Below are 17440 nucleotides of genomic sequence, written 5' to 3'. Positions count from 1 at the left end.
TTACAGATTAACGCTAGCGGCATGTACGGTTTTAACTCGGCTTAGAATGGCGACATCATAGGATTTAAGTATTATGGATATTAAAGAATTACAAACATTACTGGAAAGTGAATATACCTTTCAGGAATTACACGTTAAAGGTGAAGGCAGCCATTATGAAATTATCGCTGTCGCCGAGATGTTTGTCGGTATGAGCCGTGTAAAAAAACAACAAGCTATTTATGCGCCATTAAAAGAGCAGATTGCATCAAATAGTATTCATGCGTTATCCATCAAGGCATATACACCTGAAGAATGGGTTCGCGAACGTAAATTCATATTACCTTCTTAGGCTGGATTAGAATGGATAAATTTTTAATTAAAGGTCCTTGTCAGTTAAATGGCGATGTGACTATTTCGGGTGCTAAAAATGCGGCACTGCCGATTTTATTTGCTACATTGTTAAGTGATGAAACCATTACTCTTAAGAATGTGCCTGAATTAAGAGATATTAAGACCACGTTGCAATTGTTACGTGAGCTTGGTGCTCAGGCTGAGCGTAATGCAAACGGTGATGTTGTTATCACTGCTGGCACTGTGAACTGTCAAAAAGCCCCTTATGAATTAGTTAAAACGATGCGTGCGTCAATTTTGGCTCTCGGTCCTTTGACTGCTAAGTTCTCGACGGCAGATGTTTCTTTACCGGGTGGTTGCGCGATCGGCGCTCGTCCTGTGAATCTACATATTCATGGTTTAGAAATGATGCAAGCAAAAATTAACGTTGAAGAAGGTTACATTAAAGCCCGCGTTGATGGTCGTTTGAAAGGTGCGCGTATCCTCATGGATATGGTCAGCGTAACCGGTACTGAAAACCTATTAATGGCCGCGGTACTTGCTGAGGGCGTTACCACTATTGAGAATGCCGCAAGAGAACCTGAAGTGGTAGACCTAGCGAACTTCTTAAATTCACTTGGTGCTAAGATTAGTGGTATTGGTTCTGACGTATTAACTATTGAAGGTGTTGAAGCTCTGCATGGTGGTACGTATACAGTGCAACCTGATCGTATCGAAACGGGTACTTTCCTTGTTGCTGCTGCGGTAACGGGTGGTAAAATTAAATGTCATAAGACAGACCCGTCATTACTTGATGCCGTAATTCTTAAGCTTGAAGAAGCGGGCGCTACGATTGAAACGGGTGATGATTGGATCTCACTTGATATGCAAGGCCGTGAATTAAAAGCGGTTAATATCAAGACTGTGCCTTACCCAGGTTTCCCAACGGATATGCAAGCACAGTTCACGGTATTAAATACCGTCGCGAAAGGGACATCAACGATCATTGAAACGATTTTTGAAAACCGTTTCATGCACGTGCCTGAATTAGCTCGTATGGGCGCTGACATTGAACTGGAAGGTAATACGGCTATCTGTCGTGATACTGAAAGTTTAACTGGCGCACAAGTGATGGCAACCGACTTACGCGCATCTGCAAGTCTGGTTATTGCTGGTTTCTTGGCGACAGGAGAAACAACAGTTGAACGTATTTATCACATTGACCGTGGTTATGAGTTTATTGAAGATAAGCTACAAGGCTTAGGCGGCAATATTATCCGTATTGAAGGCTAATATATTGTTCGACGTTTTGTCGTGCCAATAACCTGTAATCGGTGATTATACCCCTGCTCGTTTCTGATATAGTATCTTGACGTAACTTGGGTAGATATAAAAAAGGCGCATTGATATGCGCCTTTTCTATATCTGTTTTTTGCTTAAGTTATGACTGTGGTTGTAGTGCTTGCAATTCACCGAGTGTTACCGAGATCTCGAGTTGCTTACCTTCTCGTATGACGGTTAAATTAATTTTCGAGCCTGGGCGCTGTTCTGCCACCATGTCCATTAACCAAATAACATTATCAATCTCAGCACCGTTGAATTTGATCACTACATCGCCAGCGACCAATCCGGCCTTTTCTGCGGGCGAATCAGGTGCGGTATTTTGTACCACAATACCTTGATTGGCTTTCAAACCGAGTAATTTTGCCATCACGGCATTAATTGATGTGCCTTCAATACCAAGAAAACCACGGATCACCCGGCCATTGGCAATTAATGCACGCATAATTTTAACGGCTAACGGATAGGGGATCGCAAAGCTGATCCCCATCGTTTCAACATTTTTCGTGACCTGAAATGACGCGGTATTAATACCCACTAATTCACCTAGGCTATTAACCAATGCACCACCCGAGTTACCCTCGTTAATGGCCGCATCGGTTTGTAAGAAGTTTTGATGTCCTGTGGTACTCATGCCAATACGACCACGGGCACTGATAATACCTTGAGTGATGGTTTGGCCTAAATTGTATGGATTACCAATGGCGAGTACTACATCACCAATGTTAGTTTGCTCGTGTTTACTTTGGGGTATACTGGGTAAATTTTTAGCATCTATGTGTAATACAGCTAGGTCGGTGTATCGATCAAAACCAATTAATTCCGCAGTGAAAAACCGACCGTCTTGGAGCGCCACTATAATTTGATCGGCATTGGCGATAACGTGATAGTTTGTCAGTAAATAACCTTTGTTATTCATGATCACGCCAGAGCCTAGGCTTTGTGGGCGTAATGTTGGTTTACTATTGATCGTTGATTTTTGGTAGGTGCGGGTATAAATATTAACCACGGAAGGCGCTGCTCGTTTTACCGCTGCTGAAAAACTCATTTGTTCATTAAGGCCCAATGAAAATGGCTGAGTCAGTCCTAAACTTTGCTTGTTTTGTAATTGCGGTAACGCCAAAAGCAGTATTGCCGCTACAGCGATACCGAGTAAGATACTTTTTGAAATATATGACCACAAACCTTGCACCGAGATATCCCTACGTTACCCACTAAAAATGGCAACGTAGAGAATAGCACCTCTGCCTACGATAATGTAGGAAATAACGTAAAGTGATGTAAGTACTAGCGTAATACCAAGAATAAATGTTGATTTCCGCGCTTGATATTAAGTGCGAGAGTGGTTTTTTTTTCAGTGAGTAATTCACGTAACTGGGCTAAATTTTTCACTTTATCCTTGTTAACACCAATAATAATATCACCTTCCTCTAAGCCCGATGCCGCCGCTATTGAACGGGGTTCGACTTTCGAAATCAGCACGCCTTGATTGTTGTCGGCAGTGGCCAATACAGCGCCTGCAAGCCCCGGGTGTAAGTTACTGGCATTGGCAAGTTTGTTATCTGCGGGTTTTAATGTTGCCGTTACGCGCTTTTCGATCCCGTCTCTGACCACGCCCAACGTGATTTGTTTGTCTGGCCCTAACGTGCCTATTCGTGCTCTTAATTCGCTAAAACTACGGATGTTATTGTTATTAACACTGACAATAATATCACCCGCTATCAAGCCCGCTTCTGCTGCTGCGGAGCTTGGGGTGACTTGGTTGATGAACGCGCCATATTGTATATCGATATCGAATGCTTTCGCTAAATCAGGGGTCAGCTCTTGGCCAGCGACACCTAATACGCCTCGGCGAACTTCACCATGTTCAATGATTTGTTGTACCAGGTTATTGGCCATATTCGCAGGTATAGCAAAACCAATACCGACATTACCGCCATTAGGTCCTAATATCGCCGTATTAATCCCGATCAACTCACCACGTAAATTAAGTAAGGCGCCACCGGAGTTACCGCTGTTAATCGCGGCATCGGTTTGAATGAAATTTTCCAGGTTTTCTAATTGCAAACCAGTGCGACCTAAGGCACTGACAATACCAGATGTCACGGTTTGACCTAAACCAAAGGGATTACCAATCGCGATAGTGAAATCACCGACCCGTAATTTATCCGAGTCGGCGAATTTAATCGCGGTTAAGTTTTCTGCTTTAATTTGTAATAAGGCTATATCACTGTTTATATCGGCACCAACAAGTTTTGCTTCGTATTCATGTCCGTCTTTTAGCATGATCTTGATCTCGTCAGCATCAGCAATGACATGATTATTGGTGAGGATATAACCTTGTTTAGCATCGATTATCACGCCCGAACCCAGACCTTGAAACGGTCGACGTTGTTGTGAACCATGGCCTTCAGGGCCAAAGAAATAGCGAAAAGCCTCAGGTATACGTTGCTGCGATACCTTGGTACCAGAAACTGAAATATTCACTACGGCAGGTGTGACTTGTTCGAGAATGGGGGCTAGACTCGGTAATGATTGTCCTGCAACAGCGAGTGGGAGTGCTGCTGTTGCAGGTAGACTTGCTAACCCTATTGCCGTGCTTAATGTTAGTGCAGTAAGAGTCGTTAAATGTGATTTTACGTTCATAACTATTTAAGCCTTTGAAAATTATAAGCATAAACAGTTAGATGTAGCCTAGATATAAAAGTTCAAGTTATTTGTGTAGTAATCCTGAAGCTGTACTTGAGTAATCTTTTGGCTGACCTTCAACAGGCTCAGCAGGATCGATTACTGCTTTGGTCTGAAAAGGAATATCTTTAACGGCAACATTATCTAATAAATGCTTGGCGTTATTGGCCAAGTGCTGCTGCATTTCGACATAAGTATCAGATAATTTCATTAATAATGCTTCAGTGCTGGTGAAGTGTTCATTCACATCATGTTTGTATTGTTCAATCTCAGCTTCTTTGGCTAATAGCTTACCCTTAAATTTCCCTGTTTGATCTTTGGTGTTGGTTGCCTTGGCAATAGAAAAACCGATAACAATACCGAGAACCAGACTAATTAATATTTCAAGATAGGGCATATACACCTCGTTAAATGATAATTGTACTCACTAAAATAGCGTGTTTCTTTTGATACTCTAATATAAGCACCTTTGTTTTAAAATAGTGTATTTCAAAAGAATACAACATGGTAGCATTGATTATTATTAATGCGTGGTGACCAAGGCGTTAGAAACCGTAAAGGATTAGCAATTATAATGACCCCAGTAGAAAAATATCAGCTTGATTTAAAGCGCCCTGATTTTTTGTTTGATGCCGCACAAGAAAATGCAGTAATGGCATTACAACGCTTGTTTGATGATTTATTAATGGTACCTGCACTACCTGCCAAACGCGGTTTATTTGCCAAGCTAAAAGGCTTAACGACAAAGCAGATGCCGACGCAAATTAATCCAGTTAAAGGCATTTATTTTTGGGGCGGAGTCGGAAGAGGTAAGACCTATTTAGTTGATACTTTCTACGATTGTCTGCCGTTTGAGAATAAAATCCGCGTTCATTTTCACCGTTTTATGCATCGAATTCATCAAGAGCTAAAAGCTTTAGCACAGCAGAAAAACCCACTTAAAGTGATTGCAAAAAAATTAGCAGATGAAACCCGGGTTATTTGTTTCGATGAATTTTTTGTGTCGGATATTACTGATGCAATGATTTTAGGCACCTTGTTTGAAGAGTTATTTAGCCATCAGGTCATTCTTGTTGCGACATCGAATATCATTCCGGATGAGCTTTATCGTAATGGTTTGCAACGGGCTCGCTTTTTACCTGCGATCCAGTTGATTAATCAAAACTGCGACATCATCAATGTCGATAGTGGGGTGGATTATCGCTTACGTACCTTAGCTCAAGCTGAGATCTATCATTTTCCTCTGGATCGTGCGGCGCAGAAAAATCTAGACCAATATTTTCAGCAGTTATCTTGTGAACCCCGCAACTATAATCAACTAATCGACATTGAAAATCGCCAGATACCGACATTGGCAGAAGCAGATAGCGTGTTGATGATTGATTTCAATGAGCTATGTGGCGGACCTCGTAGCCAAGTTGATTATATGGAAATCTCGCGTATCTACCACACAGTCTTACTGGCTAATGTAAAACAGATGGGCCCGTTAACAGGTGATATCGCGCGTCGTTTTATTGCCATGGTCGATGAATTTTACGAACGCAATGTCACCTTGATAATGTCAGCTGAACTAGAAATGTCGGCGTTATATACCACCGGTTTATTAGAGTTCGAATTTCGCCGATGCTTATCACGTTTGCAAGAAATGCAATCGCATGAATATTTAGGACGTGAACATTTACCTTAGTGCGGATTGCGTTATGAACACGACTGCTTTAGCACCGAATAGGTAGTTTTTGTGCGCGTTATTAAAATAAATACACTCACTAACGCATTATTTATTGAGTTACGATGAGTATATAGGCTATTGTTTCGGCTGACATGAATTGACAAAGTGACGTGTATAGTGTTGTTACGTCATTAAGTTGAGCGTAAAGGCTTGCTTCTAAATTCGTGAAGTAAGTGATTATTAGGGCGTTAAATAGGCTTTTAGTTTAATGAATTACTCACCATATCAAGTGTTTGACAGGGAATATTGGGCTGAACTACGAGAGTCAGTACCGCTGACCTTATCGGCAATCGAATTAAAGCAGTTACAAGGTATTAATGAACGCGTTTCCATTGAAGAAGTGTGCGATATTTACCTACCTTTGTCGCGTTTGCTTAATTTATATGTCACGAATCGTATGCAGCGTCGTGTTGTCCGTGATCAGTTCTTGGGACGGAAAGTAGCTAAAGTACCCTATATTATCAGTCTTGCGGGTAGTGTTGCTGTTGGTAAAAGTACCACCGCAAGGATTTTGCAAGCCTTGTTACAATGCTGGCGTGAACATCCTAAAGTTGCATTGGTCACCACCGATGGTTTTTTGTACCCGAATGCGTATTTAAAAGAGCATGACATGATGAAGCGTAAAGGCTTTCCTGAAAGTTATGATATTAATGCCTTAGTGAAATTTGTAGCGGACATTAAATCGGGTAATGCGCGTGTTACCGCCCCTGTCTATTCCCATTTTTCTTATGATATTGAACCTGGCAACGAAGTGGTTGTTGAGCAGCCTGATATTGTTATTCTCGAAGGCTTAAATGTGTTGCAATCGGGATTAGAATACCCCAATGATCCGCATCGCGTTTTCGTCTCCGACTTTGTGGATTTCTCTATCTATGTCGATGCTGATACTGAAAACCTTGAAAACTGGTATGTGCAACGCTTCTTACAGTTACGAGAAAGTGCTTTTTCCGATTCGAGTTCTTACTTTCATCACTATGCTAAATTAGGTGAGGATGAAGCAAAAGATGTGGCATTGAACATTTGGCGTACAATTAATGGTAAAAACTTAGTAGAAAATATCTTACCAACGCGAGAACGTGCTAACCTCATTCTTACTAAAGACCTAAATCATCAAGTGCATCAAGTAAAATTACGGAAATAATCTTAATTTCAGTCATTTTCTTGGCCTTATATTGATGTTTTTTGAGATTAATCTATATTTTTTTAAAATATAGGTGAAATTTCGCTCATTTCTCTTTATAATACGCGCTGCCCACGAACAAGGTGCTGTGGTGGTTCCTTGTCCTAATGACGCCATGTGCTTATTCGAAGGGATGAGCAAGGTATATAGTTCACGTATAGATAACTGTATGTGATAGTTTAAACAAATTTTATTGGGTTCAATATAAAATGAAAACTTTTGTTGCTACACCAAGCACGATCAAACGTGAATGGTTCGTTGTTGACGCTGAAGGTAAAACTTTAGGTCGTCTTGCGACTGAAATCGCTTCTCGCTTACGTGGTAAGCATAAGCCTGAGTTCACTCCTCATGCTGATACTGGCGATTACATCATCGTTGTAAACTGTGAAAAAATCGTTGTAACTGGTAACAAAGCGAAAGGTAAAATTTACTACTCGCACACTGGTTACATTGGCGGCATTAAATCAATTAGCTTTGAAAAGCTTATTGAAAAAGCTCCTGAGCGTGTTATCCAGTCTGCGGTTAAAGGTATGTTGCCAAAAGGTCCTCTAGGCCGTGCAATGTTCCGTAAGATGAAAGTATACGCAGGTCCAGAGCACAATCATGCTGCTCAACAACCACAAGTTCTAGACATCTAATTTACGGAATTTAAGCAAATGGCAGAAAATCAATACTACGGCACTGGTCGTCGTAAAAGTTCAACAGCTCGTGTATTCATGAAAGCTGGTACTGGTCAACTAACTATCAATAAACGTTCTTTGGAAGTTTATTTTGGTCGTGAAACAGCTCGTATGGTTGTTCGTCAAGCACTAGAATTAGTTTCACTACAAGACAAATTCGACCTAAACATCACTGTTAAAGGTGGTGGTACTACTGGTCAAGCTGGCGCAATTCGTCACGGTATCACTCGCGCACTTATGGAATATGACGAAACTCTTCGTCCTGCTCTACGTGCTGCTGGTTTTGTTACTCGTGATGCTCGTCAAGTTGAACGTAAGAAAGTTGGTCTTAGAAAAGCACGTAAACGTCCACAGTTCTCAAAACGTTAATTCGTTTTTTGGTGGTTCGCTTTATTGCGACGAAAGCCTGGCATATGCCAGGCTTTTTTTTGTCTTTTTTTTATCGTTTATTTAATTGACGGGTTATAGCTTTGTTAAATGTAATGCTGTTTTTGACTTGCATAGCAGTACTTGACACAGAAAGAGAGCGACTTACGCTATTTACTGGGTCATAAGCGACAGATATTGACTTAATCACTGAAAATCCATGATTAATGTCTCATTGTCCTTGTAAAAATGTAACCAATTAATTAAAATTCAACGGCATTTATGTAACTTTTTTAGCTAATAAAAAGTTATCTTTTTTGAAATGGTATTCACTGCAAGATAATAAAAATAATTTGCGCTGAGTCCGAATGGGAGAATAATTGGATGAGCAATGCGCCTGTTGATTCTGGTCGTCGTCGCTTTTTAACTGCTGCTACATGTGTAGTGGGTGGTATTGGAGCTGTCGGCGCAGCCGTACCTTTTATCAAATCTTGGAATCCGAGTGCTAAAGCTAAAGCAGCTGGTGCTCCGGTAGAAGTTGATATTAGTAAAATTGAACCTGGTCAGTTAATTCGTGTTGAATGGCGAGGCAAACCTGTATGGCTTGTATCTCGTACAGAAAGCGTGTTAAACGAACTTGAACAGCATGATGGTTCGTTACGCGATCCGGCATCAGAACAAGAACAACAACCGAGTTACGCACAGAACAAATATCGCTCGATTAAATCAGAGTTATTGGTAGCCGTTGGTATTTGTACTCACTTAGGGTGCTCTCCAACTTATCTGCCTGATAGTTTTGGCGAACAAGTCGAAGGTGTTTCTTCTGGTTTCTTCTGTCCATGTCATGGTTCTAAATTTGATATGGCTGGTCGTGTATTCCAAGGTGTACCTGCACCGTTGAATCTAGTCATACCACCGCATTATTATGTCGATAAAACGACGATTATAATTGGTGTAGATAAGGGAGCTGCCTAATGCTTGGTAAATTAGTCAATTGGATTGATGAACGTATCCCAATGACGGATACGTGGAATAAACACGCTGGTCAATATCCAGCACCGAAAAACTTTAACTTCTGGTACTACTTTGGCATTTTAGCTACGGTTGTGTTTGTCAATCAGATCCTAACGGGTATCTGGTTAACGATGAATTATAATCCATCTGGCGACGGTGCTTTTGCATCAATTGAATACATCATGCGTGATGTTGAATTTGGCTGGTTGTTACGTTATATGCATTCAACGGGTGCTTCCGCATTCTTTGTGGTGGTGTATCTGCACATGTTCCGTGGTCTGATGTATGGTTCATACCAGAAACCACGTGAACTATTGTGGGTCTTCGGTTGCTTAATCTTCTTAGCACTGATGGCTGAAGCTTTCATGGGTTATTTATTACCATGGGGTCAAATGTCATTCTGGGGTGCACAGGTTATTATCTCGTTATTTGGTGCGATACCAATTATTGGTGATGACTTAACGCTTTGGATCCGTGGTGATTATGTGATTTCGGGTGCGACATTAAACCGTTTCTTTGCACTACACGTTATTGCTGTGCCATTAGTACTTGTGGTACTGGTGTTCTTACACATCGTGGCACTGCATCACGTTGGTTCTAATAACCCTGACGGTATTGAAATCAAAGAAAACAAAGATGAAAATGGTTGGCCGAAAGACGCTATTCCATTCCACCCTTACTACTCAGTACATGATGCTGTTGCGGTCGTGGTGATGCTTATCTTATGTAGTATTGTGATCTTCTTTATGCCAGAAGGTGGCGGTTACTTCTTGGAAGCGCCAAACTTCGAAGCAGCGAACCCATTGAAAACACCGGACCATATTGCGCCAGTGTGGTACTTCACCCCGTTTTATGCCATTTTACGTGCGGTTCCGGACAAACTTGGTGGTGTGGTTATGATGGGCCTCGCTATTGTGATGCTATTCTTAGTGCCTTGGATCGATCGCGGAAAAGTGAAATCAATCCGTTATCGTAGTATTTGGCATAAACTTAATTTATCTCAGTTTGTTATTTGTTTCATTATTCTGGGTGTATTAGGGACATTAGCACCAACACCTGGTCGTACATTATTGTCGCAAATTACCACATTAGGTTACTTTGGCTATTTCGCTCTGCTGTGGTTATACAGTAAGAATGAAACCACTAAACCATTACCAAAAAGGGTGACAATGTAATGAGAAAATTATTTATCGCGTTACTTACCCTATTGCCTATGGCTGCTTTTGCATCTGGTAATGCTGTACATTTAGATGAAGCCAATTATGATTTAAGAGACAAAGCATCACTGCAAAATGGTGCTAAAATCTTCATGAATTATTGCTCTACGTGTCACTCTACGCAATATCAACGTTATTCACGTGTTGCTGACGATTTGGGTATCGATCGCGATGTAATGTCTGAAAACTTGGTATTTACCGGCGTTAAAGTTGGCTCATTAATGCTCACGGCGATGCCTGCTGAAAGTGGTGCTAAATGGTTTGGTGCGACACCTCCAGACCTGACTCTTGAAGCGCGTTTACGTGGTGCAGATTGGGTTTATACTTACCTGCGTTCTTTCTATATTGACGAAACTCGCCCATTTGGTGTGAATAATGTGGTATTCCCAAGTGTCGGTATGCCGCATGTACTTGAAGAACTACAAGGTACAGCGCGTCTTTTAGAAATAAAACATAACGAAGAAGAGCTAGATCTGCCGGAAGGTGCTAGAATTGTTAAAGAAACCACAGTTGTTGACGCTAATGGTGTTGCAACAGGTGAAATTCTGACTAGCTACCTAAGTCCCGATGGAAACGGTGAGTTATCAGCAGAAGAGTTTGATGAAGCAATGCTAGATTTGGTAAACTTCTTAGTTTACTCAGCAGAGCCAAATCAGCTTGAACGTCAAGAAATGGGCTTCTGGGTTATTGGATTCTTACTGATTCTACTTGTATTTACTTGGTTCCTGAACCGCGAATACTGGCGTGATATCCACTAATCACTGATATGTTGCCGCATTACTTGTAAAGTTGCTGGTAAAAGAATTACGTACCGCCAATGCTAGTTTAGGCTATCATTGGCGTTTGTGTTTACAATTTATTGGAGGTGGCATGGCATTAGCTGCTAATAAACGTTCAGTTATGGTGTTATATTCGGAGCCGACTGATCTATATAGTCATCAAGTCCGAATCGTTTTAGCTGAAAAAGGCGTAAGTGTTGATATTCATCAGGTTGATCGTAATAATTTACCTGAAGATTTAATTGATTTAAATCCTTACCAAACAGTACCTACATTAATCGACCGTGAACTAACATTATATAACTCACGTATTATCATGGAATATCTGGATGAGCGTTTTCCGCATCCACCTTTGATGCCGGTTTACCCTGTTTCTCGTGGTAGTAGCCGTCTAATGATGCACCGTATCGAAAACGATTGGTATTCATTAGTAACTAAGATCATGAAAGGCTCTGTTGAAGAAGCTGCTGTAGCGCGTAAGCAACTGCAAGAAGCATTAATGAGTATCAGCCCTATTTTTGCTGAATACCCATACTTCATGAGTGAAGAATTCAGCTTAGTCGATTGCTACATGGCACCGCTATTATGGCGTTTACCTGAACTAGGTATTGATCTTCCAGGCCAAGCTGCAGGTGAGTTAAAGAACTATATGCTACGAGTATTCGATCGTGAATCATTCCAAGCATCTTTAACTGAACAAGAACGCGAAATGAGAATGTTAATGTAATTTATGGATAAAATGACCCCAATTCGTCCCTATTTATTACGTAGCCACTATGAGTGGTTACTTGATAATGACTTAACACCACACATTGTCGTTGATGCGCATATTGCTGGTGTTTACGTGCCACAACAGTTTGTTCAAGATGGCCAGATCGTGTTGAACATTGCGCCTAGCGCTGTGGTTGCTTTTGAGTTAAACAATACTGCATTGAGCTTTAATGCTCGTTTCGGTGGCGTACCTTTTGATGTTTATGTGCCTATTGCGGCGATCACTGCTATTTATGCGCGTGAGAACGGTGCTGGTAGTATGTTTGAACCAGAGCAAGCATATATCGATCAAGCTGAACAAGATAGCGCTGAAGTGGCTGTTGAGCCAAGTGAAGAGAAAAGCAAGCCTGCGTTGGTCAGTGCGCCTGCGGTGAGCTCTGAAAGTCAGAGTGACGCACCAGAACGTCCAAAACCAACTAAAGGTAAACCCGCTTTACGGGTCATTAAGTAACATAATACTTAATTTACGAATATGTGCAGTACTTGAATATGTCGACGGGCATTATTCAGTACTGCATTTTTTTTATGTAGATGTTATCGATATTCTGCCGATTAGCGATATTCGAAGACTTTAATCACTTTATCTACTCCCACGACATAACGTGCCGCTTCTGCAAGTTGATCGCCTTGTGCTTTTGTTACTCGTCCAATTAAGAAAACCTCTGCATTCTCAGTGATGACTTTGATACTGAGTGGCTCAATACCTTTTAAATTGAGAATACTGGTTTTTACTTTGGTGGTTAACCAAGTATCTTTACCGGCACGCTCAAATGATATTGGCGCACCCAAGCGGATCTGGTTATATACCTGTTGTACTGATGCGGTTTCTGCTGCAATAGCGACGATTTTATTACGCTCTGTGGCGCTTCTTACCTGACCCGACAATAACACTTTGCTGTTGTTAGTGAGAATATGCAGATTATTATTGAGCAACAATTGCTTATTGTTATCATTAAGCCCTGCAGTGATATCGAGGGTAATGGTTTCATCATCAATTAATTGACTAAAACTACCGTTGTTAGTACAGCCCTGCATACTCACAAGGCTAAATAGCACCACGGCGCGCGGCAACCAAAATTTTAATTTATTTGTTAGTCGCATCGTTATTACTCGTCCCCTTGCTGCGGAAATAAGGTTTGATCGATAATGTCACACAGACAATTAATGATCAGTGCATGTACTTCTTGTATTCTTGGTTCTCGACGTGAGGGGACGCGTATTTCAGCATCATGAGGCCCCAATAATCCAGAGATCTCACCGCCGTCTTTACCGGTTAAAGCGACGATGGTCATATTTCGGGTAAGGGCTGCTTCAATGGCTTTAATGACATTGCGGCTCTGGCCTCCTGCTGAGATCACCACCAAAATATCACCGTCATTACCCAGGGCTCGCACCTGTTTTGAGTACACCAGATCGAAACTGGTATCGGTGCCGATGGCCGTCATTAAGGTACAGTCTGGAGTTAATGCCAGAGCAGGTAAACTTGGGCGTTCTGTTTCGTAGCGGTTTAACAGAGATGCAGAAAAATTTTGTGCCAAACTCGCTGATGCACCATTACCACAAATTAAGATCTTGTTACCGTTTAATAAGCATTGAGCCATCATCATGGCTGAGTTTTGAATGTATTCTGGTAACGCCTCGGCTGCGGCGATCTTGGTTTGAATACTTTCAGTAAAATTTTCTTTAATTAGCTCTAACATGGGTATCTACTCTAAAAAGCATTGGTTATCCATTGAATATTATCACTGCAACCTTCAATGGCAATTACATCGAAACGGCAAGGAGTATAGTTTTCATTTATTCCGTGGCGCACCATATAATATTGCGCTGTATAACGCAATTTTCGTTGTTTCGCGACCGGAATTGCAGAAATAGCACCGCCGTAATGGGTATATTGACGATATTTTACCTCGACAAATACTAAGGTGGGTAGTGTTGTTGAAGATTTTATGTCACAGCTCGCACCGTGTTGGCAAATTAGATCAATTTCACCTTGCCGACATGCAAAATTTCGCGCCAAGATGATTAATCCTTGGCGTTGTAAAAATTCGGCCGCTATGCCTTCAAAATACTCACCGCGTTTACGGGGCTGTTTTCGATTCAGGGTAGCTTTCCTCAAGTTTTATTTTGCCTGAGCGGTATTTTGCCCAGCTAAATTCGCGTTCAATAATACCATTATCATTGATATAAAGAATACCTGTCTGGCCCGCTAAGCGTAAATTCGGGAAATTACGTAGTTGTAGCAGAGTCGGAATTAATTTAAATGTATCGTAGCCCATCGCGAACAGGTTTTGCTGTATTTTAGACATATTTGGCCACAGTGCCAAAGTTTGTTGTTTTAGATCGCGATCTGGGTTCAACAACCAAGGCATATCACTGAAGATTAAGCCATTAAGGTCGCGATTTTGGCTCCGAGATAAATTATTACCATGCGTACGTGAACTCGCATATACGGTTACTTGTGGTGCATACGGATTCTGTGTGGTGCTAATGTAAGGAATTGCTAACATCGCTTCAGAAGGCGTAGCGATAATATAAATCGCATCAATGTCGCGGCGACTACGGGTTTTTGCTTTAACGTCCGCACCAACCAAATTGTGCATTAAGCGAATACGTTGGTTACTTGAGGTAACAGCAAACAGCGACGTCACGGTCTTTTGCATATCGCTACGACTCTTATATTTATATGTTTCGCTGCTAGCGTCCGTCAAAGATTGCCATTGTTTGTTAAATTCCTCAGATAAACGGTTTCCTGTGCGGTTATTTGGCGCCAAGACTAAGGGGTGTTTAATGCCATCGTGATGCATTTTTTTAGCCGCGGCAATGGCTTCGTCATTTGAGCTTAATGAGAAGTAATAGATATTTTCTGCGGCCAGTGTTTCTGGCAGTTTATTTAACGAAATTATTGGTACGTCTTTCACTAGCGGTAATACTTTCGCTAGGTTTGATTTTAATAATGGCCCAACCACAAAGTCTGCGCCATCATCAAGAGCTTGCAAATACAGTTTATCAGCACTTACTGTGGCGGTATCATAGAAACGTAAATCGATGCGGTCAGCGGCGTTAACTTGATAGTAAGCACTTAGCATGCCATCTCGAATGGCTTTACCTGCAACAGCGCGTTTACCGGTTAATGGTGCCAGCACCGCTATTTGACTTGGCGCGTAAGGGATTGTTGCCATGGCTTTAACAAGTTCAATAGGGAAACCAGTTAATGCAGGATGTTGTGGGTAAGTTGTTTTCCATGTTTGTAACTCATTGATCAAGGACTGTGGTTCAGTACGATATTGCTGTGCGATTGCCGCTAAGTGGAACCAACCTGATAACGTCGGATTTTCAGTGTTAAAACGAAGTGTTAATGGTTGTAGTTCAGCCAATGGTATTACCGAAACCAATTCCCATAAGCGAGAATTGTTGGTGCTGTGCAGTTCAGCATCGAGGAAATCGTTTAGCGCAACACGGTATTCAACCGCTTTAGCGTTATTATTCAGTAATTCGCTAATAGTCGCATTTAATAAGTAGAAGCGTTGCCAATGAGGTTGTTCAGTGGTGCTTAGCGTTGAACTAAAGTTAAGTGCTGTCGCAGCATCTTGATAGCGCTTTTCTAATAGGTAGGCTTCAGATTTAATTAACGCGATCTCAAATAATTGCTGAGTGGATAATGAATTACGTTCAACCGACAGTAACATATCCAGTGCGGGCTGCGAGTGGCCTTCTGCAATCAAAGCCCGTGCAGATAATAACTGCCATGCGATAGCTTGTGGTTTATTCGCTAATACAATCTTATCAATGTAGAATTGTGCCGGCTGATCAATTTTTGTCAGTACGTCTGGTGCAACGATCGGTTGTGGTGTCGATGTTGCTTTTTCAGATGTCGTGATACTTGAACACGCGCTGAGCAGTAAACTCAAGCTAAAAAACATAATCAAGCGAGAATAGCTGTGCTTAAATTCCATTGGTGTATTATCCTGCAAAGAGATTTATAATACCCCTATACTAAAGCATCATCGCTTAACAAAAAACTACCCATGAGAATGAAATGTCTGAACAAGCAACTTTATTTATCGTTCCAACCCCGATTGGCAACCTTTCTGATATCACTGAACGTAGTTTAGAGATACTAAGAAGTGTTGATTTGATCGCCGCAGAAGATACCCGTCATACTGGAAAACTGCTAAGCCATTATCAAATCAAGACCAAAACATTTGCGTTGCATGATCATAATGAGCAACAAAAAGCCGAATATTTAGTATCAAAACTACAATCTGGGATCAGCATCGCGCTGGTTTCAGACGCTGGCACACCGTTGATCAGTGATCCCGGTTACCACTTGGTGAATACCTGTCGTGCACATGGCGTTAAAGTTGTGCCGTTACCAGGACCTTGCGCAGCAGTAACCGCGATGAGTGCTTCTGGTCTACCGTCTGACCGTTTCTCGTTTGAAGGTTTTTTACCCTCGAAAGAAAAAGCCCGTAATGACAAGATCACCGAGTTGAAAGAAGAAACCCGCACGATGATTTTTTATGAATCACCGCGTCGCCTGCAATATACCTTAGATGCATTAACGGCGATCATGGGCCCTGAACGTCAAGTGTGTGTTGCACGCGAAATGACCAAAGCGTTTGAAAGCATTACCACTATGCCTGTTGGAGAATTAGCCGTTTGGGTTGCCCAAGACAGTAACCGTAGTCGTGGCGAAATTGTGTTACTGGTTTCTGGTTATAAACCAACCGGCCTCGAGATTCCAGCTAAGGTGTTGAAAACACTTGAGTTGTTAAATGAAGAATTACCACTTAAAAAAGCCGCCGCATTAACTGCCGAGATCCACGGCTGCAAAAAGAACGCCTTGTATAAATGGGGATTAGAAAACTTTAATTAATCGCTGGATTTTCTGATGTAGATTATGTACTATCCTCCGCCTTGGAGTTGGTCAGACAATCGCCGCTTTATGACTCGGTATTTATATCGAGGTTATAGAGGGGAGGAAAGTCCGGGCTCCACAGGGCAGGGTGCCAGGTAACGCCTGGGAGGCGCAAGCCTACGACAAGTGCAGCAGAGAGAAGACCGCCGATGGCTTTTTAGGAAGCACAGGTAAGGCTGAAAGGGTGCGGTAAGAGCGCACCGGACGACTAGTAATAGTTCGTTGCAGGGTAAACTCCACCCGGAGCAAGACCAAATAGGCTTTCTATAGGCGTGGCCCACGCTGAAAGCGGGTAGGTTGCTTGAGTCTGTGAGCGATTGCAGACCTAGAGGAATGATTGTCCACGACAAAACCCGGCTTATCGACCAACTCCAAGACCTTATCTATACCTTCTTTATTATAGATAAGTTCTTGTTTATTTTTCCCCCTGAATACCTACATC

Annotated in this window: 19 protein-coding genes and 1 other RNA gene; 13 read left to right on the top strand and 7 right to left on the bottom strand. The window is 41.8% G+C overall.

The features are described 5' to 3' along the window. The first annotated feature begins 73 nt into the window (after positions 1 to 73). Both HRT96_RS07635 and murA read left to right on the top strand, forming a co-directional pair. Complete coding sequence (locus tag HRT96_RS07635; protein ID WP_293154523.1) at positions 74 to 331, top strand: BolA family protein; 258 nt, start codon at positions 74 to 76, stop codon at positions 329 to 331. An 11-nt stretch (positions 332 to 342) separates the two neighbouring features. Beyond that, on the top strand, positions 343 to 1605 hold the full coding sequence (gene murA, locus HRT96_RS07630) for a UDP-N-acetylglucosamine 1-carboxyvinyltransferase (RefSeq protein WP_293154520.1): 1263 nt from the start codon (positions 343 to 345) through the stop codon (positions 1603 to 1605). Positions 1606 to 1753: 148 nt separating this feature from the next. Here the strand turns inward: murA and degS are convergent, their stop codons facing one another. The 3 genes from degS to HRT96_RS07615 all read right to left on the bottom strand — a co-directional run bounded on the left by degS (position 1754) and on the right by HRT96_RS07615 (position 4738). Then, positions 1754 to 2845: an outer membrane-stress sensor serine endopeptidase DegS gene (gene degS / locus HRT96_RS07625; protein ID WP_293154517.1), complete on the bottom strand. Its 1092-nt coding sequence runs from the start codon at positions 2843 to 2845 to the stop codon at positions 1754 to 1756. Between the two features lie 95 nt (positions 2846 to 2940). Next, the gene (locus HRT96_RS07620; RefSeq protein WP_293154515.1) at positions 2941 to 4299 is read right to left on the bottom strand and encodes a DegQ family serine endoprotease; all 1359 of its coding nucleotides are present in this window, start codon (positions 4297 to 4299) and stop codon (positions 2941 to 2943) included. A 67-nt stretch (positions 4300 to 4366) separates the two neighbouring features. Continuing rightward, complete coding sequence (locus HRT96_RS07615; RefSeq protein ID WP_293154513.1) at positions 4367 to 4738, bottom strand: DUF1043 family protein; 372 nt, start codon at positions 4736 to 4738, stop codon at positions 4367 to 4369. Positions 4739 to 4915: 177 nt separating this feature from the next. Here HRT96_RS07615 and zapE point away from each other — a divergent pair, with 177 nt between their 5' ends. The 9 genes from zapE to sspB all read left to right on the top strand — a co-directional run bounded on the left by zapE (position 4916) and on the right by sspB (position 12528). Next, positions 4916 to 6028: a cell division protein ZapE gene (zapE, locus tag HRT96_RS07610; RefSeq protein ID WP_293154510.1), complete on the top strand. Its 1113-nt coding sequence runs from the start codon at positions 4916 to 4918 to the stop codon at positions 6026 to 6028. A gap of 250 nt (positions 6029 to 6278) precedes the next feature. Next, the gene (gene coaA, locus HRT96_RS07605; RefSeq protein ID WP_006032931.1) at positions 6279 to 7211 is read left to right on the top strand and encodes a type I pantothenate kinase; all 933 of its coding nucleotides are present in this window, start codon (positions 6279 to 6281) and stop codon (positions 7209 to 7211) included. Between the two features lie 248 nt (positions 7212 to 7459). Then, on the top strand, positions 7460 to 7888 hold the full coding sequence (gene rplM / locus HRT96_RS07600; protein ID WP_006032932.1) for a 50S ribosomal protein L13: 429 nt from the start codon (positions 7460 to 7462) through the stop codon (positions 7886 to 7888). Positions 7889 to 7906: 18 nt separating this feature from the next. Beyond that, positions 7907 to 8299 (top strand): 30S ribosomal protein S9, encoded by a 393-nt coding sequence (gene rpsI / locus HRT96_RS07595; protein WP_293154506.1) that lies wholly within the window; start codon positions 7907 to 7909, stop codon positions 8297 to 8299. Positions 8300 to 8680: 381 nt separating this feature from the next. Then, on the top strand, positions 8681 to 9271 hold the full coding sequence (gene petA / locus HRT96_RS07590) for a ubiquinol-cytochrome c reductase iron-sulfur subunit (protein ID WP_293154503.1): 591 nt from the start codon (positions 8681 to 8683) through the stop codon (positions 9269 to 9271). Then, a complete protein-coding gene (locus HRT96_RS07585) occupies positions 9271 to 10485 on the top strand; it encodes a cytochrome bc complex cytochrome b subunit (RefSeq protein ID WP_293154500.1) in 1215 nt (404 codons plus the stop codon). Before petA ends, HRT96_RS07585 begins: the two co-directional genes overlap by 1 nt. After that, the gene (locus HRT96_RS07580; protein ID WP_293154497.1) at positions 10485 to 11285 is read left to right on the top strand and encodes a cytochrome c1; all 801 of its coding nucleotides are present in this window, start codon (positions 10485 to 10487) and stop codon (positions 11283 to 11285) included. The genes HRT96_RS07585 and HRT96_RS07580 overlap by 1 nt, the downstream gene beginning before the upstream one ends. A 112-nt stretch (positions 11286 to 11397) precedes the next feature. Continuing rightward, positions 11398 to 12033, top strand: a complete 636-nt coding sequence (gene sspA / locus HRT96_RS07575; protein WP_017221719.1) for a stringent starvation protein SspA — start codon at positions 11398 to 11400, stop codon at positions 12031 to 12033. Positions 12034 to 12036: 3 nt separating this feature from the next. After that, entirely contained in the window at positions 12037 to 12528 is a 492-nt protein-coding gene (gene sspB / locus HRT96_RS07570; protein WP_293154494.1) for a ClpXP protease specificity-enhancing factor, read from the top strand. Positions 12529 to 12629: 101 nt separating this feature from the next. Here sspB and HRT96_RS07565 read toward each other — a convergent pair whose 3' ends face one another. The 4 genes from HRT96_RS07565 to HRT96_RS07550 are packed head-to-tail and all read right to left on the bottom strand — an operon-like array spanning position 12630 to position 16033. Continuing rightward, entirely contained in the window at positions 12630 to 13178 is a 549-nt protein-coding gene (locus HRT96_RS07565) for a BON domain-containing protein (RefSeq protein ID WP_293129457.1), read from the bottom strand. Between the two features lie 5 nt (positions 13179 to 13183). Further along, a complete protein-coding gene (locus HRT96_RS07560) occupies positions 13184 to 13777 on the bottom strand; it encodes an SIS domain-containing protein (RefSeq protein WP_293129455.1) in 594 nt (197 codons plus the stop codon). An 11-nt stretch (positions 13778 to 13788) separates the two neighbouring features. After that, a complete protein-coding gene (locus tag HRT96_RS07555) occupies positions 13789 to 14196 on the bottom strand; it encodes a YraN family protein (RefSeq protein ID WP_006032941.1) in 408 nt (135 codons plus the stop codon). After that, positions 14159 to 16033 (bottom strand): penicillin-binding protein activator, encoded by a 1875-nt coding sequence (locus HRT96_RS07550; RefSeq protein WP_293154491.1) that lies wholly within the window; start codon positions 16031 to 16033, stop codon positions 14159 to 14161. The genes HRT96_RS07555 and HRT96_RS07550 overlap by 38 nt, the downstream gene beginning before the upstream one ends. A gap of 83 nt (positions 16034 to 16116) precedes the next feature. On the opposite strand from HRT96_RS07550, the gene rsmI reads away from it, so the two are divergent. Continuing rightward, entirely contained in the window at positions 16117 to 16956 is an 840-nt protein-coding gene (rsmI, locus tag HRT96_RS07545; RefSeq protein WP_293154488.1) for a 16S rRNA (cytidine(1402)-2'-O)-methyltransferase, read from the top strand. Positions 16957 to 16999: 43 nt separating this feature from the next. After that, positions 17000 to 17375, top strand: an RNA gene (rnpB, locus tag HRT96_RS07540) — RNase P RNA component class A. Positions 17376 to 17440: the final 65 nt, after the last annotated feature.

The sequence above is a fragment of the Moritella sp. genome (assembly GCF_013215705.1).
In the GTDB taxonomy this organism is placed as follows: Bacteria; Pseudomonadota; Gammaproteobacteria; order Enterobacterales; family Moritellaceae; genus Moritella.
This window is presented reverse-complemented; position numbering and strand designations above follow the sequence as displayed.

Bases quoted from the DNA above. Each gene is read 5' to 3' on its own strand.
- HRT96_RS07635 (WP_293154523.1), top strand. From the start codon at position 74: ATGGATATTAAAGAATTACAAACATTACTGGAAAGTGAATATACCTTT.
- murA (WP_293154520.1), top strand. From the start codon at position 343: ATGGATAAATTTTTAATTAAAGGTCCTTGTCAGTTAAATGGCGATGTG.
- HRT96_RS07620 (WP_293154515.1), bottom strand. From the start codon at position 4,299: ATGAACGTAAAATCACATTTAACGACTCTTACTGCACTAACATTAAGC.
- HRT96_RS07615 (WP_293154513.1), bottom strand. From the start codon at position 4,738: ATGCCCTATCTTGAAATATTAATTAGTCTGGTTCTCGGTATTGTTATC.
- zapE (WP_293154510.1), top strand. From the start codon at position 4,916: ATGACCCCAGTAGAAAAATATCAGCTTGATTTAAAGCGCCCTGATTTT.
- coaA (WP_006032931.1), top strand. From the start codon at position 6,279: ATGAATTACTCACCATATCAAGTGTTTGACAGGGAATATTGGGCTGAA.
- rplM (WP_006032932.1), top strand. From the start codon at position 7,460: ATGAAAACTTTTGTTGCTACACCAAGCACGATCAAACGTGAATGGTTC.
- rpsI (WP_293154506.1), top strand. From the start codon at position 7,907: ATGGCAGAAAATCAATACTACGGCACTGGTCGTCGTAAAAGTTCAACA.
- petA (WP_293154503.1), top strand. From the start codon at position 8,681: ATGAGCAATGCGCCTGTTGATTCTGGTCGTCGTCGCTTTTTAACTGCT.
- HRT96_RS07585 (WP_293154500.1), top strand. From the start codon at position 9,271: ATGCTTGGTAAATTAGTCAATTGGATTGATGAACGTATCCCAATGACG.
- HRT96_RS07580 (WP_293154497.1), top strand. From the start codon at position 10,485: ATGAGAAAATTATTTATCGCGTTACTTACCCTATTGCCTATGGCTGCT.
- sspA (WP_017221719.1), top strand. From the start codon at position 11,398: ATGGCATTAGCTGCTAATAAACGTTCAGTTATGGTGTTATATTCGGAG.
- sspB (WP_293154494.1), top strand. From the start codon at position 12,037: ATGGATAAAATGACCCCAATTCGTCCCTATTTATTACGTAGCCACTAT.
- HRT96_RS07565 (WP_293129457.1), bottom strand. From the start codon at position 13,178: ATGCGACTAACAAATAAATTAAAATTTTGGTTGCCGCGCGCCGTGGTG.
- HRT96_RS07560 (WP_293129455.1), bottom strand. From the start codon at position 13,777: ATGTTAGAGCTAATTAAAGAAAATTTTACTGAAAGTATTCAAACCAAG.
- HRT96_RS07550 (WP_293154491.1), bottom strand. From the start codon at position 16,033: ATGGAATTTAAGCACAGCTATTCTCGCTTGATTATGTTTTTTAGCTTG.
- rsmI (WP_293154488.1), top strand. From the start codon at position 16,117: ATGTCTGAACAAGCAACTTTATTTATCGTTCCAACCCCGATTGGCAAC.